Annotated in this window: 24 protein-coding genes; 14 read left to right on the top strand and 10 right to left on the bottom strand. The window is 51.4% G+C overall.

Features of this window, described 5'->3' with window-relative positions; genetic code table 11:
• Positions 1-11 precede the first annotated feature (11 nt).
• The 5 genes from DHf2319_RS10170 (at position 12) to DHf2319_RS10150 (ending at position 6,180) form a co-directional block, all read left to right on the top strand.
• A complete protein-coding gene (locus DHf2319_RS10170) occupies positions 12-1,274 on the top strand; it encodes an ATP-binding protein (RefSeq protein WP_243478100.1) in 1,263 nt (420 codons plus the stop codon).
• A gap of 289 nt (positions 1,275-1,563) precedes the next feature.
• Positions 1,564-2,829, top strand: a complete 1,266-nt coding sequence (locus DHf2319_RS10165) for a DUF4214 domain-containing protein (protein ID WP_243478099.1) — start codon at positions 1,564-1,566, stop codon at positions 2,827-2,829.
• 265 nt (positions 2,830-3,094) lie between these two features.
• Positions 3,095-3,790 carry a response regulator transcription factor gene (locus DHf2319_RS10160; protein WP_243478098.1) on the top strand — a complete coding sequence of 232 codons (696 nt, stop codon included), beginning with the start codon at positions 3,095-3,097 and terminating at the stop codon, positions 3,788-3,790.
• A gap of 268 nt (positions 3,791-4,058) precedes the next feature.
• Complete coding sequence (locus DHf2319_RS10155; protein WP_243478097.1) at positions 4,059-4,280, top strand: hypothetical protein; 222 nt, start codon at positions 4,059-4,061, stop codon at positions 4,278-4,280.
• Positions 4,261-6,180, top strand: a complete 1,920-nt coding sequence (locus DHf2319_RS10150; protein WP_369810183.1) for a sensor histidine kinase — start codon at positions 4,261-4,263, stop codon at positions 6,178-6,180. Before DHf2319_RS10155 ends, DHf2319_RS10150 begins: the two co-directional genes overlap by 20 nt.
• Before the next feature lie 41 nt (positions 6,181-6,221).
• On the opposite strand, the gene DHf2319_RS10145 is transcribed toward DHf2319_RS10150, so the two are convergent.
• The 9 genes from DHf2319_RS10145 to DHf2319_RS10105 all read right to left on the bottom strand — a co-directional run bounded on the left by DHf2319_RS10145 (position 6,222) and on the right by DHf2319_RS10105 (position 16,234).
• Positions 6,222-6,824, bottom strand: coding sequence for a CIA30 family protein (locus tag DHf2319_RS10145; RefSeq protein WP_243478095.1), 603 nt, complete (start codon positions 6,822-6,824; stop codon positions 6,222-6,224).
• A 29-nt stretch (positions 6,825-6,853) separates the two neighbouring features.
• The gene (locus DHf2319_RS10140) at positions 6,854-8,470 is read right to left on the bottom strand and encodes an APC family permease (RefSeq protein WP_243478094.1); all 1,617 of its coding nucleotides are present in this window, start codon (positions 8,468-8,470) and stop codon (positions 6,854-6,856) included.
• A gap of 307 nt (positions 8,471-8,777) precedes the next feature.
• On the bottom strand, positions 8,778-9,842 hold the full coding sequence (gene ugpC / locus DHf2319_RS10135) for a sn-glycerol-3-phosphate ABC transporter ATP-binding protein UgpC (RefSeq protein WP_243478093.1): 1,065 nt from the start codon (positions 9,840-9,842) through the stop codon (positions 8,778-8,780).
• Between the two features lie 25 nt (positions 9,843-9,867).
• On the bottom strand, positions 9,868-10,719 hold the full coding sequence (gene ugpE / locus DHf2319_RS10130; RefSeq protein ID WP_243480092.1) for a sn-glycerol-3-phosphate ABC transporter permease UgpE: 852 nt from the start codon (positions 10,717-10,719) through the stop codon (positions 9,868-9,870).
• Positions 10,719-11,603 carry a sn-glycerol-3-phosphate ABC transporter permease UgpA gene (gene ugpA, locus DHf2319_RS10125; protein ID WP_243478092.1) on the bottom strand — a complete coding sequence of 295 codons (885 nt, stop codon included), beginning with the start codon at positions 11,601-11,603 and terminating at the stop codon, positions 10,719-10,721. The genes ugpE and ugpA overlap by 1 nt, the downstream gene beginning before the upstream one ends.
• Before the next feature lie 39 nt (positions 11,604-11,642).
• Positions 11,643-12,947: a sn-glycerol-3-phosphate ABC transporter substrate-binding protein UgpB gene (gene ugpB, locus DHf2319_RS10120; RefSeq protein WP_243478091.1), complete on the bottom strand. Its 1,305-nt coding sequence runs from the start codon at positions 12,945-12,947 to the stop codon at positions 11,643-11,645.
• A 196-nt stretch (positions 12,948-13,143) separates the two neighbouring features.
• Positions 13,144-14,667: a tripartite tricarboxylate transporter permease gene (locus DHf2319_RS10115; protein WP_243478090.1), complete on the bottom strand. Its 1,524-nt coding sequence runs from the start codon at positions 14,665-14,667 to the stop codon at positions 13,144-13,146.
• On the bottom strand, positions 14,664-15,107 hold the full coding sequence (locus DHf2319_RS10110) for a tripartite tricarboxylate transporter TctB family protein (protein WP_243478089.1): 444 nt from the start codon (positions 15,105-15,107) through the stop codon (positions 14,664-14,666). Before DHf2319_RS10110 ends, DHf2319_RS10115 begins: the two co-directional genes overlap by 4 nt.
• A gap of 131 nt (positions 15,108-15,238) precedes the next feature.
• Entirely contained in the window at positions 15,239-16,234 is a 996-nt protein-coding gene (locus DHf2319_RS10105) for a Bug family tripartite tricarboxylate transporter substrate binding protein (RefSeq protein WP_369810182.1), read from the bottom strand.
• A 233-nt stretch (positions 16,235-16,467) separates the two neighbouring features.
• On the opposite strand from DHf2319_RS10105, the gene glpQ reads away from it, so the two are divergent.
• From glpQ to phnE (DHf2319_RS10080), 5 genes are all read left to right on the top strand, one after another.
• Positions 16,468-17,502, top strand: coding sequence for a glycerophosphodiester phosphodiesterase (gene glpQ / locus DHf2319_RS10100; protein WP_243478088.1), 1,035 nt, complete (start codon positions 16,468-16,470; stop codon positions 17,500-17,502).
• Positions 17,503-17,624: 122 nt separating this feature from the next.
• Positions 17,625-18,575 (top strand): phosphate/phosphite/phosphonate ABC transporter substrate-binding protein, encoded by a 951-nt coding sequence (gene phnD, locus DHf2319_RS10095; protein ID WP_243478087.1) that lies wholly within the window; start codon positions 17,625-17,627, stop codon positions 18,573-18,575.
• 101 nt (positions 18,576-18,676) lie between these two features.
• Positions 18,677-19,498 (top strand): phosphonate ABC transporter ATP-binding protein, encoded by an 822-nt coding sequence (gene phnC / locus DHf2319_RS10090; protein ID WP_243478086.1) that lies wholly within the window; start codon positions 18,677-18,679, stop codon positions 19,496-19,498.
• Positions 19,499-19,503: 5 nt separating this feature from the next.
• On the top strand, positions 19,504-20,316 hold the full coding sequence (phnE, locus tag DHf2319_RS10085) for a phosphonate ABC transporter, permease protein PhnE (RefSeq protein WP_243478085.1): 813 nt from the start codon (positions 19,504-19,506) through the stop codon (positions 20,314-20,316).
• 7 nt (positions 20,317-20,323) lie between these two features.
• Positions 20,324-21,136, top strand: a complete 813-nt coding sequence (phnE, locus tag DHf2319_RS10080) for a phosphonate ABC transporter, permease protein PhnE (protein ID WP_243478084.1) — start codon at positions 20,324-20,326, stop codon at positions 21,134-21,136.
• Positions 21,137-21,154: 18 nt separating this feature from the next.
• Here the strand turns inward: phnE (DHf2319_RS10080) and DHf2319_RS10075 are convergent, their stop codons facing one another.
• A complete protein-coding gene (locus DHf2319_RS10075; RefSeq protein WP_243478083.1) occupies positions 21,155-21,970 on the bottom strand; it encodes an IclR family transcriptional regulator in 816 nt (271 codons plus the stop codon).
• Positions 21,971-22,248: 278 nt separating this feature from the next.
• Here DHf2319_RS10075 and tsaB point away from each other — a divergent pair, with 278 nt between their 5' ends.
• The 4 genes from tsaB (at position 22,249) to DHf2319_RS10055 (ending at position 25,897) form a co-directional block, all read left to right on the top strand.
• Positions 22,249-23,487, top strand: a complete 1,239-nt coding sequence (tsaB, locus tag DHf2319_RS10070) for a tRNA (adenosine(37)-N6)-threonylcarbamoyltransferase complex dimerization subunit type 1 TsaB (protein WP_243478082.1) — start codon at positions 22,249-22,251, stop codon at positions 23,485-23,487.
• Between the two features lie 6 nt (positions 23,488-23,493).
• A complete protein-coding gene (locus DHf2319_RS10065; RefSeq protein WP_243478081.1) occupies positions 23,494-24,369 on the top strand; it encodes a uracil-DNA glycosylase in 876 nt (291 codons plus the stop codon).
• Between the two features lie 128 nt (positions 24,370-24,497).
• The gene (gene mads1 / locus DHf2319_RS10060; RefSeq protein ID WP_243478080.1) at positions 24,498-24,701 is read left to right on the top strand and encodes a methylation-associated defense system helix-turn-helix domain-containing protein MAD1; all 204 of its coding nucleotides are present in this window, start codon (positions 24,498-24,500) and stop codon (positions 24,699-24,701) included.
• Positions 24,698-25,897, top strand: a complete 1,200-nt coding sequence (locus DHf2319_RS10055; RefSeq protein WP_243478079.1) for an RNA/DNA-binding domain-containing protein — start codon at positions 24,698-24,700, stop codon at positions 25,895-25,897. Before mads1 ends, DHf2319_RS10055 begins: the two co-directional genes overlap by 4 nt.
• Positions 25,898-25,970 lie beyond the last annotated feature (73 nt).

The raw sequence follows: 25,970 nt of genomic DNA, 5'->3' as shown, positions 1-25,970 counted from the left end.
ACTGAATAATTATGTTCGACCGAACTTTGCGTCAGTCAGTGTTAGCGCTCTCCAAGATGTTTCCGGTGGTGATGGTGACCGGTCCAAGACAGGTTGGTAAGTCCACATTGCTGCAAACCTGCGCCACTGATGACTCTGAGCTTAGACGTTATGTCACGCTCGATGATTTGAACGCTCGTGATCTGGCCGTCAATGATCCTGCTTTGTTTTTGCAGCAATGGCCCGCGCCTGTCATTATCGATGAGATCCAGTATGCGCCGGGACTGCTGTCAGCGATCAAAGTCGAGGTTGATCGTCATAAGCGACCAGGTATGTACTGGCTAGCAGGTTCGCAGAAATTCGCCCTGATGAGGGGTGTGACCGAGAGTTTAGCTGGCAGGGTCGGATTGCTCGACTTGCTCGGACTCTCTGGGGCTGAACTCAAAGGACGCGGGTTGCAATCTAAGCCATTCGTGCCTGGCGTTTTCTCGGAGATGCAAGCTCACCAGCCAATCTCAGCAGTCAGCGCAGAGGGGGTAGAGCCATTGCTTCAAGCCACCTTGCAAAGTGTTTATGAACAGATTTGGCTCGGATCATTTCCCAAGCTCAATGAACTTGGTAGCCAGGCACGCGATGCATTTTATCGATCCTATGTGCAGACCTACATAGAACGGGATGTTCAAGACGTGCTACGAGTCACTGATCACATTGCGTTTAATAGGTTTCTGGGTATTGTGGCCGCACATACTGGCCAGCTGCTGAACTATGCCACTCTGGCTAGAGACTTAGGTGTTGACAATAAAACTGTCAAAAGCTGGCTGTCAGTGCTCGAAACCTCTGGGCTGGTGTATCTCTTAACACCTTATTTCAGTAATCTGAACAAGCGGATTGTCAAAGCACCGAAGCTGTATTTTCTCGATACGGGGTTAGCCGCTTACCTGACTCGGTGGCCAGACCCTGAATCCTTGCAGGCTGGTAATTTGTCTAGTGCGATATTTGAAACGTGGGTGGTTAGCGAAGTGCTTAAGTCTTATTGGCATAACGGCAAGGAGGCGCCACTGTATTACTACCGTGACACGGATGGCCGCGAGATTGATCTGCTGATTGAGTCAGGAGACACCTTGTACCCTGTTGAAATCAAGCGCACTGCGACACCGACGCGACAGGCATACAAGCAGTTTCAAGTCATTGAAACCATGGGTAAGCGTCAAGGCAACGGTGCTGTCGTTTGTCTAATACAAGAGCCGTTAAAACTCACCGATTCTGTCATGGCTTTGCCCGCAACGGCTTTGTAACTCTGGCTATATTTAGCCCGGTCTTTACGGCCTTCAGTGCCCCGACACACTGCTTGATTCATTTTTTGCGAAAGCGTTTTTGGGGTCTTTTTCTGACGAGCTGGGATGACCGAGCACAAGTCCAAGGTCGCTAGAAAGAATGCGTCTACAGTGACCATAGGCATCATTGGACAGCGTTCATGTGATAATCGACGGACTTTGCTAGCGTCAGAAGTATCTGATTAACTACATGTCGCGGGTGAGTTGGCTACTAGTCTTAACCAACGACAGCAATGATCCATCAACAGCTATGACGACCTCTAAAGTTCAGTTTGATCTCGTTGCACAAAACCTCTCGCGCACCGAAGGCATGGTGGCAGAGTTTCTCATTGATGCGGGCAGCCCTCATCGCGACACAGGTTATCGCGCGGGCGACGTGCTTCAGTACCAGATTAGCGGTTTGACGCTAGATGATATTGACTCTGCGAGCTTGTCAGGCACGGTCACGCTAGACCGCAATCTGCAAGCGATTGTCGGCATTCCCTTAAAGATCGATGGTGTGCAGGAGGGAGAGGAAATACTCAGGCTACGGGTGTTTGACGACCAATGGTCGGTGACCAATCAAATGAAAGTGCTCGATGGTGCATGGCAAACGCCTGTGTATCGTTTTGATGTCGTTGCCCAGAATCTATCGGTGCTTGAGGGGAGGACTGCCTCCTTTGTAGTCAACGCCCAGAGTCCCCACCACGATGTGGTTTACCGGCCTGGCGATCGCCTGAACTATGTGATTTCCGGGGTCGATGCATCTGACCTGGTGTTTGGAAATCTATCCGGGTTTGTTGTCCTCGATAAAAACCACGAAGCAACGATCTCTATCCCCATCTTGGCTGACGATCAGGTCGAAGGCGCTGAGACATTGCGCATCACAGTTTCAAGCCCGTTTTACCAAGCATCCAGTCAGGTGCCCATTGAAGATTTAGTGACCAGCGAAGGGCCGCCTGAATCATTGAGCATTCAGGGATCAGAACGAGTCGATATCTTGTTTGCTCAAACGACGCGAGATAAGGTTCAGGTGACTGTTGATTCGGAGGCAACCTGGATTCGGGAGTTTGATGATGCCGGCAATGCCACTGACTATCAATTAATCGATATTGAACGCCTGAGTTTTGAGGATACGTCCTTGGCCCTAGATATCAACGGCACCGCTGGTCAAGCCTTCAGGTTGTACAAAGCCGCACTCGATCGCCTTCCAGAGGCTGAAGGTCTCGGTTACTGGATTGCGAAACTAGACAGCGTATTGTCACTGACAGATGCAGCAGCAGGGTTCGTGAGTAGCGCTGAGTTTCAAGCTACCTATGGTGCAACTGTGAACGACGCTGCGTTTATCGACTTGCTTTATGCCAACGTACTTGATCGAGCGCCCGATGCCGAGGGATTTGCATATTGGCAATCAAAAATGGCCGATGGCATGACGCGCGAGCAGGTGCTGATCCACTTCAGTGAGTCCCCAGAAAACAAATTGAACGTCGCTCAGTATGTCAGCCAAGGGATTGTGTATACGCCGTTTCTTGATTAACCAAACAGTCTCACGGCCAGAGCGCTGTCGTTAAGCGCATTGCTAAATTTCCGTATCGTTGTCCGCGCGAACGACCTCGGCTGCTTGTTGATGTTGTTGTAAAAATGCCGCCCAATTGACGATTACCGATGGGTGCGTCCTAAGTAATTTAAAACAATGCCTCTCAACACTAAGGCTGGGTGAGTTCTTGTCTTAAATAAAACAGTTGTGACTAATTTGAAGTTGTTATAAAACCTTGCGCTGATTAATGTTTTTTAGTGTTCGCATGTCACACCGTATCGTTGTCGTTGAAGATAGTGAAGCATTAAACGAATTGCTCTGCGATGCGTTGCGAAAGTCTGGCTTTGAGGTTCAAGGTTTTCTTGATGCTGAAAGTGTCACCGAGTACGCGCAACTCAAAGACACCGCCGTCATTGTGCTCGATGTTCAGTTGCCTGGCGAGAGTGGTTTGGAGCTAGCCAAACGACTAAGAGGCTTAATGCCGAACTTGGGTATCTTGATCTTGACGACAAGAACTTCTAACACCAACCGTATTGAAGGCTACGAGGCAGGCGCAGACTATTACCTCCCCAAACCGGTGTCACCGGACGAACTGGTTGATGCGGTCAATAGCCTGATCCGTCGCAAGCGACAGTATGTCGATGTAAACCCTCTTACCAGTGAGCGTTACCTTTTATCCAGAACCACTCAGGTGCTCTCATGTGGCAGCCGTTCTGTGAAGCTATCAGCCGGTGAAGCCGCAATCCTGGTGGCATTATCGACTTCACTCGACAAGCAACTTGAGCATTGGCAAATCATGGAGCTGCTAAGCACGAATACGGACCAAGTGTCGCGCTCAACACTCGATGTACGGATTTATCGCCTTAGAGCAAAATTATCTGACTTCACGCAAAGTGAGTATCCGATTGTGTCAATCAGGGGAGTGGGTTATAGACTTGGTTTTGAGCTAGAGGTAGTTTGAGGCGGTCTTGGTATCACTGATCCCATATTTGATTTGGTACACCTCATCAAATTGATCGGAAATCTGATTTTAAGTTGCTCTGTCAATGGGTTTGCTATTCGAGAGCCAGCCCTAGTGGCAGGACCAGTTGATGAAGTTTGATTGAGGTCAACACCGAGTTCGATGCAGCGTGGCTACGATCAAACGGGCGGTCACGAGTACGGTCAATTATGTCCTTAACAATTCCAGAAGATAGTCGGTTCTATTGGTAACTTAGGTAGATAAAAAGGTGAGTAAGTTCAATCAATTCCCTGGTGCTGCCCAACCGAACTCGGGCACCTTGCAAGGCGTGGGCTTGAGTGTGTCGTGGCAAGCACCGTACAACATCCTGATCAACGCCACCTGGGCGATTCAGCTGGGCAGCAACCCGTTTGCCAACACGTACGGCTTAAACCAGGACGGCAGCTCGGCGAACAATCGCTTCTGGCTTAATGCCAGTGTCGGGTTCTAGCGACGCACGGATGATCTGTCCGCCGATAAAATCCTGGTTCAGTCCTGCGCCGCAGTTGCGGGTAATCCTGTTACTGCTAGGTTACTTGTTGGTATGGAGCGCAGGTGCAGCCGCTGAGCCCAACCCACGCGGGTACTTTATTGACCCAACGAGTCAATTGAGCATAGCTGAAGTAAGGGCTAAGCCAGACGCTGACTTCGAACCATTTGAACGTGCTTTAAGTCTGGGCTATACCGATGCCACCGTATGGCTGCGTCTGCGCATCGATCCGACGGCGGGAAGAGATCAAGCCACCATCGACAGCAATCAATTGGTGCTGCGGCTAACCAACCCCTTGCTAAATGAAGTGCGTCTGTACGATCCCCTACAAAACAATGGTCAGCCCATCGTCACGGGCGATGCACATCCGAATACGCTAACCGAGCTAGATCTATCCTCGCTGACCTTTCTGTTGCCCCGTGGTGATACCCTCCGAGATGTTTATGTTGCAGTCAGTACGACAAGTTCCATGGTGTTCTCGGTGGTATTGGAGCCAGTCAAAGCGGCGCTCAAACACAACCGCACCTATGACTTGTTTGGCGGTGGGTACCTGGGTCTTTTGGTGGTGTTCTTTGTGTTGGCAATTGCACTTCGAGTCGGACAGCCTGACCGGGTGATGAATATGTTTATCGTTCAGCAGGGTCTGGCGATCATTTGGTCGCTGACGCTGATGGGCTATACGCGCCAGTACTTGGGGCCGTTGTTGGGTCTGGATTCTGTCGATGGGCTCACGAATTTTGTGGTGGTTTTGTATTCGTGGTCGATATTCCAGTTTGGCATGATTTTTCTGGGGCAGTTCCCGGTAAAGTCATGGGTCAAACCGTTGGTGTATTCGCCGTTGTTAGTTTTTACGCCTTTGTTACTAGCCGTTTTGTTCGGCTTTGACCGCTTGGCATTGTCCATCAATGCTCTGATGGTGATTGCCTATTCGATCCTTGGTTTGGTGATTGTATTGTTTGCAATTGATTGGTCAGCAGACCATACATCACAGTTACCACGCTGGTTAGTCGTGTTTTTCTTTGTACTGTTTGGATTTGCGACGCCATTAGCCACATCAGTCACTTTGCGTGTTGAGCCTGTGTTTCAGAACGCATTTGTAGGTTTCTTCTTCACTACAGCGACGGCTGGCATTCTGATGTCAACACTGTTGCTCTATAGGGCACGCGCGCAATCAAGGCAGGCTGCAGCTTCTGCCATGGCACTGAAACTGCAACAGCAACGCAGTCAGGAACAGGCCATGTTTCTTGGCATGTTGGCTCATGAATTTAAAACCCCGCTTTCTATCATCAAGATGGTGCTGGGATCGGCCGCGCTTGATCACAGAGCATCGAATTACTCCAACGATGCCATCCGTAATATTGATGCCTTGTTAGAGAAATGCATACAAGCAGAGGCTTTGTTAGACACGACCACCATTTCTGAACCAGTCGCGCTTAATCTGGATGATCTGGTGCGTGATGTGGCGCGAAACAGCAATCAGCCCGATGCTATTGTGATCTTGGGTGATACTGATTTATCTATTTGGTCAGATCCCACCCTAGTGCGCGTCATTGTGGCGAATCTGGTTGATAACGCAATGAAATATCGCAAGTCAAATACGACTGTCCAAGTATCGATTGGCTTATCTGCGGACAACTCGGTGGTTATGCGTTTTACCAATTCGGTTGGTCGCTCTGGTGTGCCTGACCCCGAGCATGTGTTTGACAAGTACTACCGGGCTTCTGGTGCTTTGAGCCAAAGTGGCTCAGGTCTCGGACTTTACCTCTCAAAAAACATCGCCCAACTTCTCGGGGGTGACCTAGTGTTTGAGCCAGGCAAAGAAGAACTTTCGTTTGAGGTCAGATTGCCCAAGCAGATTTGACTGTCACAGTGCGATACGGTGCGGTGTAATCGGCAGCAAGCTCATTCATACCCGATCTTTGCCACCTCGACATTGGCTTGATGATCACGGCCGAAAGCGACGATGGCAATCGATTTGATCTTTTTTGCCAGTGGCACATCACGCAACAGGCTGCCAGATAGGCCGCCTGAGGGCTTGAAATCATCCCAGTCAAGCGTGAACTGTTGCCATTGCTCGGTGACTTTGAACTGAGCTTGGTAGTACTGCCATGGCAGTACCGTGCCAGATGTTCTGATATGTACAAAATACGTTTGATCATTCCCACGTGCTGTGAGCCAGATGCCCTTGGCTGTGTCAGGCAGCTGCTTGATGGCTGTTTGGTCCAGTGGTAAACGTGCCTGGATGAATCCGCCGTTATTGGCTGTACTGACCGCACCAGAGAGCTTAAGAACTGTCTGTCCGTTGTCACGCACAAACTGCACTTGGCCACTCGAGACCCCACCCATGACGGTGTCGGCAATGAACTCCCAGCGCGTCTGTGGGGTGCCAGAAAAATCTTCGATGATGGCTTGGGCATTCGAGTGAGTGGTCATGGTAAAGGTTATCAATAGAGCACTGAATACAGATGTGGTTGCATGCTTGATATCTCTGAGGTTTTGTTTCATCGAAAATTATCCTCGCTCATGGCACACCGTTAGGTTTGAGAGTCAGTTGTTGTCGTTGCACCAACCTTGCGTCCAAAGGTTATGCGCATTTGCTGTGGGCACTGAGCCAGTCGGATAGCCAGAAAAAATATCACAATGCTGAACATGGCCGATACCAGCATGATTAGAACAAATGACAAGTAGCCAGTACCACCGAGGGTAGCCGGAGACAACCACGCCAAAAGCCATAGACCAGCAAAGTAGGGTACTAGCCACCAGGCATGCTGTGCTTGAAAGCTACCCCAATCTTTGCGCTGCCAGATGAAATGATGCCCGGCGTGAACAACGATGATGATTGCCACTATCCCAAAAATGAACTGTAATGTATCGAGCCCGGCCCACAGCATGACCCAGTTGGCACAAACAAATGCGACTGGCGCGAGCCAATTGGCTGCTGCCAGTTTAAATGGCCGTGGAGTATCTGGCAGTGCCTTGCGTAAACAGACCAGCAAGATAGGCCCAATTCCGTATGACAGTACCGTGATCGAAGAGATATATCCCACCATTTTTTGCCAGGAAGGAAATGGCAGAAATAATAGCAGTCCGACCACATACGTGAGGATTAATGCTGCCCATGGGACGCCATGATCGTTGACCCTGGCAAAAAATCGGGGCAGGGCATGGTTTTCTGCGCTGGCCATGACAATGCGCGAAGTCGTCGTGGTGTACACGAAGCCGCAGGCCCCTGGCGAGACAATGGCATCGGCATACAGAATGGTTGCCCACCAGGCAGCGCCTACAGCCGTAGCCAAGGCCGCCAAGGGGCCGGTTATACCTTTAAAGTGCAAATCTCCCCAGCCCTCTTTGCTGAGCATGTCGGGGTCGAGTGCCGCGATAAAGCCAAATTGAAGCAGCAGATAAATGCAGGTACCGATCACCACCGTACCAATGATGGCTATTGGCACATCACGCTGTGGGTTATTACTCTCGCCAGCTAGATCGAGCGCTTGCCGAAATCCAAAAAGGCTAAAGAAGACGCCGCCAGTGGCAATCGCCGTGAAAATTCCTTCAGTGCCAACTTTGTGTGTTTGCGAGAAAAAATTCTCGGGATGCCAGGAATAAGTGATTAAGACAATCGCAGTGGCGATGGGCACAAAGATTTTCCAGATGGTGATCCACGAATTAACGGAAAGTATTGTTTTAATCATCAGGAAGTTAAGCGCTACCATGACTGCCAGAATGATGGCCGCCACTGTAAATCCTTTGGCAGTGAGCACCCCGTCTGATGCGTGCGTCAGGTCAGGAATGTAGGCGCTGGCGTAACTGACGATCGCCATGGCTTCAATCGGTGCAATTGCGATATAGGCCAGTATTAGTATCCAGCCCCATACAAACCCGACCAGTGGTCCATGGCTGACGTCGCTCATGTGCACCAACGCACCCGACAGAGGGAATAGGGTGGCAAGTTCAGCAAATACCAGTGCGATTAGTAGCACTACCACACCCCCAATGATCCAGGAATAAAGGCTCAGCGGCCCCGCTTGGGTGGCAGTCTCTAATGGACCAAAGAGCCAGCCTGAACCGATCATGCCACCGATACCGGCGAACAACAAACCAATGAAGCTAGCTTGCTTTTTTAGGGTGGGGGCTGTGTGGTCGATAGACATTCAATAGTAAAGTTTTGAGCGATGGTGCACTTTGTTAGATCCTTGGTGTCAGTATGCCCTTTAGGCTCGGTCTTTAGCTAGTGTTTTTTGGAGTGCCTTTGTCGGAGTCGGTCGACTAACAAACTGCGTTAGGCTTACTTGATTCGAAGTTAAAGCGGTTAATTGATAAAACAACAAGCGGGCGGACACCCCCACTGCTTGATGCTTTGATGCACCATCGCTGTGGTGTGCCCCTCGCGCGTTTATTTTTAGAACAGGCAACCGCGTATGCTGCGTGGTTCGATAGAAACTGAGGCGTCAGCGCTGTTTAATTCAACCGACCGCCATCCCTTCCAAACACATGGACTTTGTCTGGCTGGTAGCCAACTTTAAGCCTTGAGTTCTGATCGAACTGTTGGTAGCCAGGAACAAGTACCGTAACAGACTGACCGCTATCGGTGAGTTTGGCGTGCAATAGTGTCTCTGCGCCGAGATGCTCTTGCAGCTGTAGTTCGATTTCAAATGGACCGTCGCTGTTGAGAAACATATGCTCCGGGCGAATGCCTACTGTCACTTCAGGCTCGTTGGTTGTAAATGGCTTGGCGAGTTGGAGTTCGATCTGACTGCCCACCAGGACTTTGGCGCCAGAGTCTGTGATCCTGGCGGCAAAGAAATTCATCGCCGGACTGCCAATAAAGCCAGCTACAAACTGCGTTTGTGGCTGCTCGTAGAGATCGATTGGCGCACCAAACTGTTCGACCTTGCCGGCGTTGAGTACCATAAGTCGGTCACCCAAGGTCATGGCCTCAACTTGATCATGGGTGACATAAACACTCGTGGTGCCTAGCCGCTTTTGCAGTTGTTTGATTTCGACTCTCATCTGAACCCTGAGCTTGGCATCAAGATTAGAAAGCGGTTCATCAAACAAAAACACTTTAGGCTCGCGCACAATAGCTCGCCCCATCGCCACACGCTGTCGTTGTCCGCCAGACAGCTGTCTGGGCTTGCGATCAAGGTAAGCCGTGATTTCAAGAATATCGGCTGCACGCTGCACCGCGTCTTTGATTTGGGCTTTTGATTTCCCCTGGATTTTGAGGCTATAGGCCATATTCTCAAAGACGGTCATGTGCGGGTAGAGCGCATAGTTTTGAAACACCATGGCAATATCTCGCTGTGACGGCTCAAGGTCATTGACCCGTACGCCATCAATTCGGATATCACCGGAAGTGACTGTCTCCAACCCTGCCAACATGCGTAGAAGCGTCGATTTGCCACAACCTGAGGCACCAACGACCACCACAAACTCACTGTCATTGATTTGGCCATTGATGCCGTGAATCACGTCCGTATTGCCGTAGGACTTCCTGAGATTGTCGAGAATGATGTCAGCCATAATATTTTTGTCTTGGTATATGTTGCTATTTGTCCGTCTCGGTCAGGCCTTTGACGAACAGTCGTTGCATGACCACCACCACCAGCAATGGCGGGAGCATGGCCAGTAACGACGTCATCATGATCAAATTCCATTGCGGTGACTGTTCAGCTGCAGCCAGCATTTGTTTGATGCTCATGACGATCGTGGTCATGTGCGGCTCGGTGGTGATCAGCAAGGGCCAGAGATACTGATTCCAACCATAAGTAAAAAGAATGACAAATAGTGCCGCGATGTTGGTGCGTGATAGTGGCAACAAAATATCCCAAAAAAACCGCAATGGACCTGCACCATCCATACGGGCACTCTCAAGCATTTCCTCTGGTATGGTCAGAAACACTTGGCGAAACATAAAAGTCGCTGTGGCCGATGCGATCAGGGGAATGGAGAGGCCAGCGTAACTGTTGAGCATCCCCAGATTAGCCACCACTTCGTACGTCGGCAAGATTCGGACTTCGACTGGAAGCATGAGTGTGACAAATATCAACCAGAAAAACAGCATGCGTAAAGGAAATCTGAAATACACCACTGCATAGGCAGCCAGCAGTGAAATCACGATCTTGCCAATGGCGATAGCCAAGGCCATGACCAAGGAGTTGGTCAGTGTTAACCACATCGGCACACCGCCCGATGAACCCGTATAACCGTCAATTAAGACCACTTTCAGGTTCTGCCAGAGATGGTCGCCAGGCCAGAGTGGCAGTGGAACTTGCGTCATTCGAGCAGCATCGTGTGTCGCAGCCACAAACGCGACCCATACTGGAAATGCAATGAGCAGCACACTCAGCATCAAGCCTGCATGTGTCAGAAAGTCGCTCATTGGACGACGCTCAACCATCATGCGTACTGCACCTTTTTCTCAATAAAGCGGAATTGCACGACAGTCAGGGCAATCACGATAAACATTAGTACGACTGACTGCGCGGCCGAGCCGCCAAGATCAAGTCCGACAAAGCCATCTTGATAGACCTTGTAGACCAGTATCTCAGTGGCATTGGCAGGCCCTCCCTGTGTCATGGCATCAATAATGCCAAAGGTATCAAAGAAGGCATAGACGATGTTCATCACTAACAAGAAGAAGCTCGTGGGTGCCAGCAGCGGCAGTGTGATGTCACGAAACCGGCGAATCGGGCTCGCTCCATCAATCGATGCAGCCTCGTAAACCGATGGTGGGATTGCCTGCATCCCCGCTAGAAAAAACAAAAAGTTATACGCAATCTGCTTCCAGGCAGCTGCCATAATGACCAAGGCCATGGCTTGGGTGCCGTTAACGGCCTGGTTCCACTCAATCCCAAACATGTCGAGGGTGTAACTGACAATCCCCAGCGTCGGATCGAACATAAAAATCCATAAAGCGCCAGCTACTGCGGGTGCGATGGCATAAGGCCAGATCAGTAGTGTCCGGTAGGCCAACGCACCGCGGATCACTCGGTCAGCGAGTGCGGCAAAGGTGAGTGCCAAGCTCATGGCCAACACAGCGACGAGTCCCGAGAATAAAAACGTACGCCAGACCGACTCGATATAGAGCGGGTCTTCAAACAGAGAGATGAAGTTTTCCAGGCCTACAAAAGTGCTACCTAGGCCAAAGGCGCTTTGGATATAGAAGCTTTCGTACAGAGCTTGCAGGGCTGGCCAGATGAAAAATACCAGCGTGATGATGATCTGCGGGGCAACCAGTAAATATGGCAGCAGTCCAGGTCTGAAATGTGAGCGTTTCAACATAACGGACTGCTGCCTCTGGTCAATAACTATACAAGCAACTTACTGCACTGACTGTTCAAAGCGGCGCAGTAGCTTGTTACCACGATCCACAGCATCGTTCATGGCTTTGTCAGCGGTTTTTGTACCGGCCCAGATGGCTTCCATTTCTTCGTTAATCACATCCCGAATCTGTACGAAGTTACCAAAACGCAGGCCTTTACTGTTGGCCGTTGGTGGGTTGAGCGACAGCTCTTTGACGGCTGTGTCGGTACCTGGATTGTTGGCATAAAAGCCTTGGCTTTGCATCAAATCAGAGGCGGCCTTGGTGATAGGCACGTAACCGCTTTCCATGGCCCACGGTGCTTGCACCTCGGGGCTAATCAGAAACGACAGAAACTCAGCTACACCAGCGTATTCTGCGGCCGGGCGACCTTGCAGTACCCACAGCGTTGCACCGCCAATGATAGAGTTTTGTGGGGCCTTGGCTACCGATGTGTCTAAGGGCATCATGGCCTGCCCGAAATTGAACTTGGCCTGGCTCTTGATACTGCCATAGTAGGCAGACGAATTAATCCACATGCCACATTCGCCGTTGGTGAACATGGGCAGCGATGCCCCGGCACGACCGCCATAGACAAAGCGCTTGTCCTTGGTCCACTCGGCCAGTGTAGCTAGTCGGTTTTTTACGTGTTCATTGTTAAAGACGAGCTGTGTGCCCAACCCGCCGAAACCGTTCTCCAGAGTCCCGATAGGCAGGTTGTGCCAAGCGGAGTAGTTCTCGATCAACACCCACGACTGAAAGCCTACCGACAGACCACACTTCATGCCCGAGTCCACGAGCTTTTTGGCTGCTGCGCCAACTTCATCCCAGGTGGTGGGTACCTTCGTGACGCCGGCTTTATTGAGGGCATCCTTGTTGTACCAGAGTACCGGTGACGAGGAGTTAAACGGCATCGAAAGTAACTCACCCTCAGGGGTGGAGTAGTAGGAGGTAACGGCAGGGACAAACGCACCCCGGTCAAAGGGCTGATTGTTGTCCTTCATCAATTTTTCGACGGAGTAGACAGCGCCCTTGGCATACATCATGGTCGCGGTACCGACTTCGTAGACCTGCACAATGGCAGGTTGCTGTTTGGCACGGAAGGCTGCGATTGCGCCGGTCATGGTTTCAGCATAGCTGCCCTTAAATACCGGATTGATCTTGTACTTGTTTTGCGAGGCATTGAACTTATCAGCCATACCCTGGATGAGCTCACCATTCTTACCGCCCATGGCATGCCACCACTGTATTTCAGTTTGAGCGACTGCACTGATAGCCAAGCTCGATAGAGAGGCAAATAAACCGATCTGCAAGAATTTTTTCATGTTTCAACCCGTATTGAAGGAACCATCCATTACGCCAGTCCGATAGGGCTTCCTACCTAGGGCTGACGTACCCTTGACTCGAACCGTCAGAGTTAATCATCCCAACATGAAATGTTTGTGACAGCAAGATCAGTAATCACATGATTTGCGCAGCACAAAATACCGAGTAAGGGCAGATGGTAGGGAAATGGGAGAGCTAGGGATTTCCCGGCATTTTTGTTCGGGTTCGAAACCTTCGGTAAAGCCAGGGCACCGCAACGATCAGCACCGAAGCGATCCATAGCCCTTTGGCCATATTGCTCTCCCAGAGGATGAAGAGCTCACCGTTGGTGATCGATAGGGCTCTGCGCAGATTTTGTTCCATCAGGTTGCCCAGCACTACGCCCAGCACCAGCGGAGGTAACGGCACTCCCATCTTGCGCAAGAAATAGCCAACCACACCGATCGCAATAGCGAGCCCTAGATCAAAGGTCGCCGAATGCAGTGCATAGACCCCGACGAAGCTAATCACCACAATAGCGGGTACCAATAGCCATGGCGGAATCCGAAGCATCGAAGCAAACACACGCACCATCGGAATGTTCATAAAGAGCAGCATCACGTTGGCTATGAATAGGGAGGCGATTAAGCCCCAGACAAGACTGGGATTGCTGTCAAACAGTACTGGGCCTGGTGTGATGTTGTAGAGGGACAAAGCACCCATCATGACTGCTGTCGTGCCAGAACCGGGCACACCAAGCGTGAGCATGGGAATAAATGAGCCAGTGGCGGACCCATTGTTCGCCGCCTCTGGTGCGGTTAACCCTCTGAGGTCTCCCTGGCCGAACTTGGCGTTGGGATCCTTGCCTTCACAGTGCCGTTTCTCGTTGGCGTAGGCGACCGCCGAGGCCACACTGGCACCTGCACCAGGCAAGACACCGATAAAGAATCCCATGACACCTGAGCGAATAGTCGATGCCAGTGTGTAGACCCATTCTTTGGCGTTAAACATCTTGCGCGTGCTTTTGGGGACCTCAATGGACACACCGCTTGCACTTTTTTCCAGCATCTCCAGTAATTCGGAAATAGCGAACAGACCAATAATCACTACCACGAATGCCATGCCGTCGGCTAAGTTGGGAATGTCAAAGGTGTATCTGTAGACGCCTGAGTTGGCATCCACACCCACTGTCGAAATTGCCAGTCCGATCGCTGCCGACAGCAAGCCCTTTACGGGTTGATCACCTAGCAAGGTGGTCAGTGCGCAAAACGCAAAAATCATCAGCACAAAGTATTCTGCGGGCCCAAATGCCAGTGCCCAGTCCGCCAAAAGCGGGGCAAAGAACAAAATGCCAAGCGTGCCAATCAATGAACCGGCAAATGATGCCCAGGCTGACAATGACAGAGCAACATTACCCAGGCCCTGACGCGCCAGCGGATAACCGTCCAGCGTGGTCATGACTGAGGCGGCCTCACCCGGAACGTTTAGCAAAATTGAGGTAATACGCCCACCATACTCGGCACCCACGTAGACTGCTGCCAGCAAGATGAGGGCTGTTTCGGGTGGCAAGTTCATGGCGAATGCAATCGGAATGAGCATTGCCACGCCATTGATGGGTCCTAATCCCGGAAGCACACCGACGACCGTTCCTAAAAAAGCGCCGACGGCAGCCACCAGCACGTTTAAAGGACTGAACGCAACATCGAAACCCAAGCCAATGTTTTCTATGATGCCGCTCATAGCCATTGCCCCAGGATACCGGTTGGCAACACCACTTCAAACACCCGATCAAACAACAGAAAAAATCCAATTCCCACGCCAATGCCGGCAATGACCACTTTGCTCCAGCTGCCACCAAACAGGCGCCCCACCGCTGCGGTTACCAAAGCAGTCGCCACGATAAAGCCAAGCGTCTGAAATAACAGCGCGTAGGCAGCCACCATCACGACCATGAGCGCAATACGCCAGTTCGCAGTCGCACTGTTGCCTTGAACTGGGTTGCCACCCTTAATCGCCAGCCAAATACCGCAAAGGGTGATCACGGTGGCAACCAGCATCGGAAAGGCCCTTGGACCAACTGGTTCGTAAGAGAAGGGTGCCTCCAGATCATGGCCGAACCAGAACAGGAACGCGCCAAACGCGATCGCCAAAACTCCTAGTACACGGTCGTTTAGCTGCACAGAACTATCCAGTGGTTGTCATCTCACCAAGTTTAAACCTGGTGATCAGTGCTTGGTAAAAAGCGGGGGAGCCTGCTCCCCCGGATATCTGATGCCCTAACTTACTCGGGCGAAGATGATGTTGGATATGTTTATTTTTTAATCAGTCCAAACGTCTCGGCAATTTCGGTGTAGTCCTTGACGCGTTGCTTAACGTATGTGTCGAGCTCAGCGCCAGTCATGTCAAACGGAAACAGACCTTGCTTGGCACGCAGCTCGGCATACTGAGGCGTGGCCATGACTTTCTTGAAGGCACTTGCCCACCAGTTGTAGTCGGCATCCGAGACCTTGGGGCCCATGTAGAAACCGCGGATAATCGGCCACTGGATGTCATAGCCTTGTTCCTTGGCTGTGGGTACATCAGCTAATTTGCCAGTCAAGCGCTTGTCGGCATAGACAGCCAGCACCCGGATGGGTGCCCCACCATTGAGCATGGTGACGGCTTCAGCCGCATCTCCCATATAAATCTGAATGTGACCACCACGAAGGGCTGTGACCGTTTCACCACCACCTTCAAATGCGACAAATCGCATTTTCTTGTAATCAATCCCTGCGGCGCGGGCAGTTAATGCAGCCTTCATCCAGTCTTGGCTACCCACGGAGCCACCGGCGCCAAACACGATCTTGCTCGGGTCGGCCTTGATGGCGTCCATGACTTGCTTGACGTTCTTGAATGGCGAATCGTCCCGCACGATCATCACCCCGAAATCAGCGCCAATGGCGGCTAGCCAACGTACGTCATTGACGTTGTACTTGCCAAACTTGCCCTGAGCTAGGTTCAGCAGGGATCCGCCAGAGAATGCAATGATGGTATTGCCCTCGTCGGGACGCTGAGCCACGATGGTGTTGTACGCGACAGCGCCGATACCGCCGGGCATGTATGAAATGCGCAATGGTTCGGTGAGTTCGCCACCATCCTTAAACGCCGCCTGGGCTAGTCGGCAAGTTAAATCAAAGCCACCGCCAGGCTTGGCCGGCGCAATACACTCTGGCTTGCTCGGTTGTGCCGAGACGGTACCCAATCCCATTGAAAGCGAAACGCCAAGGGCGGCTGCGATCAAGCTGCGGCGCGTCAATTTGGTCAACATACTCATGTCTCCGATAACAATTGTGGTTATAACTAAGCCTGATTCTGCAGGGCAGGTCTAGGAAAGTAAAGTGGCATCGCAAAAACTGCGTTGCATTTATCTGTCGGACCGGTCATTTGCGCAACACGTCTGGCGTGCCGAATCAAGTTATTGTTTAGATTAACCGCATGTGGTGGCACCGATCGTCACCGCGAGCATGGTAGATACCCTAATCGAATACCTGACCGATACAGATGAGCTTAAAAAAACCACTAATCATTGCCCACCGAGGTGCTAGCGGCTATCTGCCAGAGAACACGCTAGCTGCCAAGGCGGTCTCTCATGCTCAAGGAGCCGATTACTGGGAAACCGACATACTGGCCTCCAAAGACGGTGAATTGGTGGTGTTACACGATCTGTATCTGGAGGGCTTAAGTGATGTGGACACCAAGTTCCCGGATCGTTCAAGAGACGACGGTCACTTCTATGTGATTGACTTCACGTTAGAAGAACTGCGCTCGCTTAACTTGACTGAGCGGGTGGCCAGTGATAGCCCTGGCAGTGTGGCGTCTTACCCCGGCCGTTTTCCGCCAGGTAAATCACGATTTCAGATGCATACTCTGGCAGAAGAAATAGAGCTGTTGCAGGGTTTAAATAAATCGTTCAAGCGCGAAGTGGGCCTTTACCTTGAGCTTAAAGCCCCCTGGTTTCACGAAGACGCAGGGTTTGATCTTTGTGCGGCCGCACTAGAGACATTAAAGCAGTACGGCTATGCACAGCGCACGGACGCAGTCATTCTGGAGACGTTTGATGCTAAAGCCTTGCAGCGCATAAAACGTGAGCTCATGCCAGAAATGCAGATGGATATACGTCTGGGTCAACTCGTTGGTTACAACGAATGGCATACAACCTGTGAACGAGATGCGAGCGGCAAATGGGCGCCAGTTGATTCGGACTGGATGCTCACGCCAGAGGGCCTTAAAAAGATTGCGTCCTATGCTGACTGTGTGGGCGTAGCGATCGCGCTTTTGTATGCAAGCGCCCAAACAGCTGAAGGTGAGGAGCCAGCCTACGCGGGTACACATACCCCAGTAGCAGCACCATGGGTTGCACAGGCCAAGCAACTAGGTTTGACGATTCATTCTTACACGTTAAGGGCTGATGCATTGCCGCCATTTGCTGCTGATGTCGATGTCATGCATGACTGGCTATTAAATGTGGCGCAGGTCGATGGTGTGTTCACCGATTTTCCGGATTTGATGGCCGCTTATCTAAAAGCGCGGGATTGATTCCCCTGGCTGTGCGGCTGACATAAACCTGTCATGTTGCTGACTTAAGGTTAGAAAGCTTTGTAGTTATCGCTCGATTTGCGGTTGGTTACTAGTGCTTCTACCTTAATCAGGAGTTTGACATGCGTAAATTTACAATGGGTGTGGTTGCCGCATCCCTGATGTTCTCTGCCGCTGCTAGTGCTCAGTTCACACTGGATTCCCGCTATACAGATAGTGATGGTGACTTGACTGCCGACACCCCAACTGATGTGTCCAAGCAGATTGATCCTTCGACACTGATTTTTGCATACACGCCGGTTGAAGACCCCGCTGTCTACGCCGATGTATGGTCTGAGTTCATCGACCATATGTCCAAAGTAACCGGTAAGAAGGTGCAGTTCTTCCCGGTGCAGTCAAATGCCGCTCAAATTGAAGCCATGCGTTCAGGACGCCTGCATGTTGCTGGCTTTAACACCGGATCAAATCCGCTGGCGGTCGCTTGCGCAGGTTTCAAACCGTTTGCCATGATGGCGCGTGCTGATGACAGCTTCGGTTACGAAATGGAGATTATTTCTTATCCTGGTTCTGGCATTCAGAAGGTCGAAGATATCAAGGGCAAGCAGCTAGCCTTTACTTCACAGACATCAAACTCGGGTTTCAAAGCGCCCTCGGCCATTTTGAAGGCAGACTTCAACATGGAGCCTGGTCGTGATTTCGAGGCCGTCTTCTCTGGTAAGCATGACAACTCGATTCTGGGTGTGGCCAATAAAGATTACCCAGCAGCATCAATTGCCAATTCGGTGCGCAAGCGTATGCAAGCACGTGATGTGATCAAGCCGGAACAGATCAACATCATCTATACCTCCCAGACTTTCCCGACTACAGGTTATGGCGTGGTCTATAACCTAAAGCCTGAGTTACAGGACAAGATTAAGGAAGCTTTTTTCTCGTTTAATTGGGATGGCACCAAGCTACAAAAAGAATTTGAAAAAAGTGGTGAGGCCAAGTTCATACCCATTACTTTCAAGAAAGACTGGGAAGTGATCCGTAAGATTGATGAAGCAAATGGCGTCTCTTACGCCTGCAAGTAAAGTTTGCCGCGATGGACACTCCTGACAGATGAAAGTTGTTCAGCTGACAGGAGTGTCTCTGTCGTGACTTGATGAACATGTGATTTTCTTGAGTAATGCCTATGCTCGTGCTTCAGAACTTGACCAAGCAGTATGGCGCCAAAGATGTGGCACTAAAAAACGTGTCATTGACCATCGGTCAGGGTGAAATCGTGGGTTTGATTGGGCCTTCGGGTGCGGGCAAGTCAACCCTGATTCGTTGCATCAATCGCTTGGTTGAGCCATCGGGTGGCAAGATTCTTTTGGATGATGTAGACCTGGCGTCACTATCGGCGAAGGAGTTGCGGCGTGCACGCCGCCGCATTGGGATGATCTTCCAGGAATACGCTCTGGTAGAGCGTCTGACGGTAATGGAGAATGTTCTGTCAGGTCGCTTGGGGTATGTGCCATTTTGGCGTTCATATTTGCGCAAGTTTCCGGCCAATGATGTACGAAGTGCCTACGCCTTACTCGATCGGGTCGGTCTGTTGGCGCATGCAGACAAGCGAGCTGACGCTTTGTCTGGTGGTCAACGCCAGCGAGTGGGTATTGCCAGAGCATTGGCGCAGGAGCCAGACTTATTGCTCGTTGATGAGCCCACCGCAAGCCTTGATCCCAAGACGAGTCGCCAGATCATGCGATTGATTACCGAAGTGTGTGTTGAGCGTGCGTTACCCGCGATTGTTAACATTCATGATGTGCCGCTTGCCAAACAGTTCATGCAACGCATTGTTGGCTTGCGGGCTGGCGGGGTCGTCTTTGATGGCAAGCCCGAGGCACTTGATAACGAGGTGCTCACGACAATTTATGGTGCAGAGGACTGGACTGCCATGCGCAAGTCGCACGACGAAGATGTGGCTAGTGAAGCCGAACAGGCGCGTGCCATTCAGGAAGTCGGGGATTAGTCGTCATGAGTTCTATTGGTCAGCCATATCCCTCTAGCTGGAAACGCCCGCCCCAGATTTTTACTCACCCTCTATGGCGCCGGTTAATTTTTAGTGGCATTGCACTCTATCTATTTCTGGCAATTGGTTCAATTGAAGTGAATTGGACCCGTGTCTGGGAAGGATTGGAAAGAGGTCAGCGATTTGTTGCTGGGTTTCTAGTGCCGGATTTCACGACGCGTTGGCGCGATATCTCGATTGGCTTGGTGGAAAGCCTGACCATGACGCTGACTGCTACAGTGGTTGGTATTGTCATTAGCGTGCCAATTGGTATTGGTGCAGCGACCAACATGGCGCCGAAGTGGATGTACCTGATTTGTCGTTCCATCATCGCTATTTCAAGGTCTTTGCAAGAGATCATCATCGCAATCTTTTTTGTGGCGATGTTCGGTTTTGGGCCGTTTGCTGGTTTTTTGACATTGTCATTCGCCACGATAGGGTTTTTGTCCAAACTTTTGGCTGAAGATATCGAAGATATCGATAAATCCCAAGTCGAGGCGATTCGCGCCACGGGCGCATCTTGGTTGCAAGTCTTGACTTATGGCGTGGCGCCACAGGTTATGCCGCGTTTGGTTGGTTTGTCGTTATATCGTCTGGATATTAATTTCAGGGAAAGCTCTGTGATCGGTATTGTGGGCGCTGGGGGCATCGGTGCGACACTGAATACGGCTATCGATCGTTACGAGTACGACAGTGCGGGCGCAATATTGCTGATTATTATTGGTATTGTGCTGATGGTCGAATATACCTCTGGCCTGATCCGGCGCCGGTTGCAGTGAGGGGGGTATGAATCAAACCGTGACACTGCCACAGATCTGGACCTACCGCACCACAAAAGCCAAATTGGTGATTTGGTTTGCATGGTTAACACTTGTGGCCTTGTTTGTGTGGTCTTGGCAGTTGATGAATGCGAACACCATGTGGGTATTTGTGTGGGATGCACCGACCCAAGCTGCTGATATTGCTGGCCGTATGTTCCCACCACGGTGGGGCTATATCAACGAGCTGTGGTTGCCGTTGTGGGACACCTTAAATATCGCAACCTTGGGTACGCTCGGCGGTATTGTGATGGCTGTGCCGGTCGCGTTTCTGGCGGCTCGCAACACTACGCCTTCAGTTCTTTTCGTGCGTCCAATCGCGTTGGCGATTATTGTGGCCTCGCGCTCGATCAACTCTTTGATCTGGGCATTGTTGTTGGTAGCGATTATTGGACCAGGAATTTTTGCCGGCATCATTGCCATCGCCTTGCGCTCAGTCGGCTTTATCGGCAAGCTGCTTTATGAAGCGATTGAAGAGATCGACCACAATCAGGTGGAAGCGGTTACAGCCACTGGTGCATCGTCTGCACAAGTGATGCATTACGGTATCGTGTCCCAAGTCATGCCTGCGTTTTTGGGGATATCGGTATTTAGGTGGGATATCAACATACGCGAAAGCACGATCCTGGGCTTAGTCGGTGCGGGCGGAATCGGACTTCAATTGCAAGCCTCGTTGAATGTATTGGCGTGGCCGCAGGTGACACTGATTCTGGTGGTGATTCTGGCCACCGTGGTGGTGAGCGAGTGGGTATCAGCCAAGGTGCGCGGGGCATTGATTTGATATAGCCGATAGGCAAGACTAGGCCGATAGGGCCGTGGCTGCCCCGTTATAACGGGCGAGAGCCGCATGATGATCAACGCCCGTGTATTCTTTTGCGAACAACACGGCGGTTTCGTGAAGCAGTTCAGCCAGTGTTTGCCGACGCTCCTGAATTCGGCGCGCTAATGCAGAGATCACCAGGGATGCGAATGGCCTGCCATCTGCACCAAACAGTGGTACTGCGATACCTCCCATTTGTTCAACCAAGAGATTAAGCACGCAAGCATATCCCTGCGAGCGGGACTTGGCCACTTGGTCTTCCATGAAGCTGCGCGTGATGTGGGGGTAATTCCGTTTAATGGCTGGTGCTGTGATTTCTAATAGTGCATTGATTTCTTCATCCGGTAGCCAGGCAAGTAATGCCAATCCGCCAGAACTTAGTCCGAGCGGACGCCGGGTGCCAACCTCCAGATAGTTGGCGCGTATCGGATAGCCGCCAAACTCACGATCCATACAAACGGCTTCCCCGCCCATGCGTTGCAATAGAAGTGCTGTGTCGCCACTGTTGGCGGCCACGCGTAGCATGTAGGGTCTCGCTTGATGGACGACCGGCATGCGCTGCTGCATGGCCAGTCCGAGCAAGATAGCCTGGTCGCCCAACTGGTAGGTTTTCTGGGCATTGTCGCGTATGACATAGCCTTCTTCGATCAGGGTTTCGAGCACTCGCAGGATGCTGGCTTTGTCTAGACCCGTCTGTGCAGCCAAGTCTTTGAGTCTGCATGGGGCGGGGCTAGACATTGCGCTTAGCAGCAAACAAACCTTTTGTACGGAATTGGTATCAGAGCGTTGTTTCACGGTATCAATCTCTTTTTACTGTACAAACTTTTAAACAAAGAAATCTTTTTTATGATGCTATTGAGCTTGATCATGAGATTTGGCAATCCGCCTGTCAAGCGATAGCTCTACAAAAGTTTGTTTTACAAAATGTTAAGCTTAACTGTGTCTTGAAGTTGGTATTCACAAGCCAGGACAAGCCAATAACGTAGGGTGGTCTGTTCCAGAAACGAGACTGGTTCTTGTTTTCTGTGACACTGATAGCGCGTCGATATCAGGGGCTCGCTACAATCCCGTGCATGAAATCAATTCTTGCGATAGAAACAACCACCCGCACGGGCAGTGTGGCAGTGTTGCGTGACGATGCCGGTGAGTTACAGCTCTTTGACGGCGCCATGACCCAACAATCTGGGCACGCGGAAACAGTCCTGCCTTTGATTGATAGCGTGATTCGTCAGGCAGGCATCACCCGATCTGAGATAGGGCTTGTGGCGTTTGGTCAAGGACCGGGGGCTTTCACCGGTATCCGATTAGGTTGCAGCGTGGCGCAAGGTATCTCTATGGCATTAGACCTGCCATTGGTGGCGGTAAATTCACTGCAGGCTGTTGCCGCTGCATTTGATGGTGGTGCGGGTGTGACGTTAGTCGCACTTGATGCTCGTATGCAGGAGGTGTACTTTGCGGCATACGGCGCAGGTGGCATTGAGTTACAAGCGCCTGTGTTGCTGTCGGCAAGTGATGTGCCGCAATTTGTGGAGCCAAGGCTCAAGTTTTGGGCTAGAGCCGTGGGGACCGATCAACTAGCGTGGTTGGTCGGTGAGGGCTGGCAAGTGGTGAATGCGCAAGCAGGCCAGGATTGGACCACTAGCCTGCCAGTTAAAAGCGTTGATAGTGAGGCGCGCCCGCATGCCAGAGAAGTGGCCATCGTCGGTCGACAACGATGGCAGGCTGGTCAGACGCTCCTGCCAGAACAAGCTTTACCACTTTACTTGCGCGACAAAGTGGCGTTCACCACTGAAGAGCGACAGCATGGCTTGGGCGGAAACCCCAAAGTGGAATCAAGCGGCAGCAGGACGAATCAAGTGCTGCTTATGCCCATGATGCCTGTCGATCTGAATGAAGTTGTGGAGCTTGAACGACAGTCGCAGGCGTTTCCTTGGAGCAGAAGGAATTTTGAGGATGCGTTGGCTGCGGGCTACCGGGCCTGGGTGTTGCGCGTGCAAGATGTACTGGCAGGGTTTTGTGTGGCTATGCCCACACCAGATGATGTGCATCTGTTGGTGATTGCGGTGGCCCCGGATTATCGCCGTCAAGGTTTGGCAACCCAACTACTTGCACAGGTTGATCAATTGGCCCGAGATCATGGTGTGTCTCGTGTGCTTTTGGAAGTGAGACCATCCAATGCGCGAGCTTTGGCTTTCTACGCAAAACAGGGATTTCGTGAAATTGGTAAACGCCGCGGCTATTACCCGGCTGGTAAAGGCGAGCGCGAAGATGCGTTGGTTCTATCACGCGAGATTCGGGAATTAGCGGTATAACAGGGCATGGCAGAACCAACTTTGAACTCCCCGGGCAAGCATGGCGATAAGCGATCGATCAAACGAATCATGGTGTCGCGCCTGCAGCATGGTTGGCTAAAAGCCATGGGGGTTGATGTGCCCTGGATTGCTGTCGATAAGTCTGTTGTAGACAGTCCCAACACCAGCGTCGCATCTGACACAACATCTGCGCCGGCATCAACGCCTGCGGGTTCGCAACCTGTTGAGCAAACTGTCGCCCAATCTGTAGCTGCGCTTCCGAAACCCGTAGCGGCATCATCACCTGACCTCGTTGAACAAGTGCCGGGACCAGACCTTGCCACTTTGAGTTTGATGCAAATCGCCCAAGCTGTCACTGCTTGCCAGCACTGTGGGTTATGCGAAACCCGACGGCACGCTGTGCCGGGGGAGGGTGTCGAGAAGCCCGCTATTTTGATCGTGGGCGAAGCCCCCGGCGAGCAAGAAGATCAGCAAGGCAAGCCTTTTGTTGGGCGCTCCGGCCAGCTGCTTGAGAATATGTTGAAGGCGATTGGCCATGGGCGTGAAACCAGCGTTTTCATTACCAATGTAGTCAAATGCCGACCACCTGCAAACCGTAATCCCAAAGATGAAGAAATTGCAGCTTGTGCGCCTTACTTGGCGCGTCAAATGGAGGTCTTGGCTCCCAAAGCGATTTTGGCGATGGGTCGTTTTGCTGCGCAGTCGTTGCTAAAGACTGAAGCCCCACTGCAAAAGCTGCGTCAAGCAACGCACACGATTGATCTCGGTGGTCAATCTGTGCCTGTGGTGGTGACCTATCACCCCGCCTACCTGCTACGCAGACCTGTGGACAAGCGCTTGGCGTGGGAAGATTTGAAACGGTTACGCGAACTGCTGTCTTGATCAGCGTGTTGGAATTAGGCCAGCAGCCCATGCGGGCTGCTGGCTGACGTGTGACTTTTTGGTTAACGCACGACCTGCATTTGAAAATTTTGTACAATTTTGTCAAATCTTGTATTTCCGGTAATGAAATGACTTCACAAGCCGAATCGCCCGAGATTTTTACGGTGAAACAAGTTGCGGATTACCTTAAGGTCACGCAGAGGACTATATATAGATTGGCGGCCGCTAAAAAAATACCGGCTTTCAAGGTGGGTGGAACTTGGCGGTTTTCACGTGCGGATATCGAGCGGTGGATCGAGCAACAGTCGAGCGTCTCAGGGTTTCAACCATGATTAAGCCGGTATCGGATGCTGAACTTGCTGCGCTATCGAGTGATCTCGAGTCAGATCGGGTTGAGCGTAAAGAGTCCTTCCGAGGTAAGTCACCAGATACTGTCCGTGAAGCAGTTTGTGCATTCGCCAACGATTTGGCTGGACACGCTTCGCCGGGTATTGTGATTATTGGCGTAACAGATGATGGCACGCCGGTCAGTGACTTTGAGGTGTCTGACGAGCTTTTGCGTCAACTTGCAGACCTTAAAACGGACGGTAACATTGTCCCGCCTCCTACGCTTTTGGTTGAGAAGCGCAGATTCGGGTCTGCCGATATAGCCGTGATCACGGTATGGCCGTGCGATACCCCACCCGTGCGGTACAAAGGCCGTGTCCATGTCCGCTGGGGGCCGCGTCGTGGGCTTGCGACTGCTCAGGATGAAAGAATATTAAATGAGCGCAGAAGGCATCGTGATCGACCGTTCGATGTACAACCCATTGCCGGAGCTCGCTTAGATTCGCTCAACCGTTTGCGCTTTGAAGAGGAGTATTTGCCGGCTGTAGTTGCACCGGATGTATTGGCAGCTAATGGACGGACATACGAGCAAAAGCTTGCTGCCACCAAGATGGTGATTGATGAGGACGTACCTACGCCTACAGTGTTGGGCTTACTTGTGATAGGCAGAGTCCCAGCTGATTGGTTGCCTTGTGCTTACGCTCAGTTTTTACGGATTAGTGGTAACGATCTGAGCTGTCCGGTCCTGGATGAAGAGTCAATCTATGGCACGATTGCCGACCAGATTCGACGACTGGAAGAAAAATTAGCTGCCCATAATATGCGAGCGGTGAATTTCAAGGACGTAGACCTTGAACAAAGGCTGGAAACATATCCGTTAGACGCTTTAAGACAGCTAGTACGTAACGCATTCATGCATCGCAGTTACGAGTGCACCAATGCACCCGTTCGTATTTACTGGTTCGATGACCGAATTGAAATCCTTAATCCCGGCGGTCCATTCGGCAGTGTTACTGCAGAAAATTTCGGCAAACCGGGAGTGACGGACTATCGCAACCCGAACTTAGCCGAGGCCTTGAGAGCATTAGGCTATGTCCAACGATTCGGTGCCGGGATAGCGATCGCCAGAAAAGCACTTGGCGATCGATTGCGGTTTGAAATTGGGTTGGGCACTGTTAACGCTGTGATCCTAAAGACTTGAGCAGCACAGAACTTTAATTCACTAGCCAAGTGCAAGCTTGTCTACGCGTGTGCATTCGATCACGTGTTGGAAT

It is taken from the genome of Orrella daihaiensis, from assembly GCF_022811525.1.
Classification (GTDB): domain Bacteria; phylum Pseudomonadota; class Gammaproteobacteria; order Burkholderiales; family Burkholderiaceae_B; genus Algicoccus; species Algicoccus daihaiensis.
The sequence above is the reverse complement of the archived record's forward strand: the minus strand, read 5'-3'. Positions and strand labels throughout refer to the sequence as shown.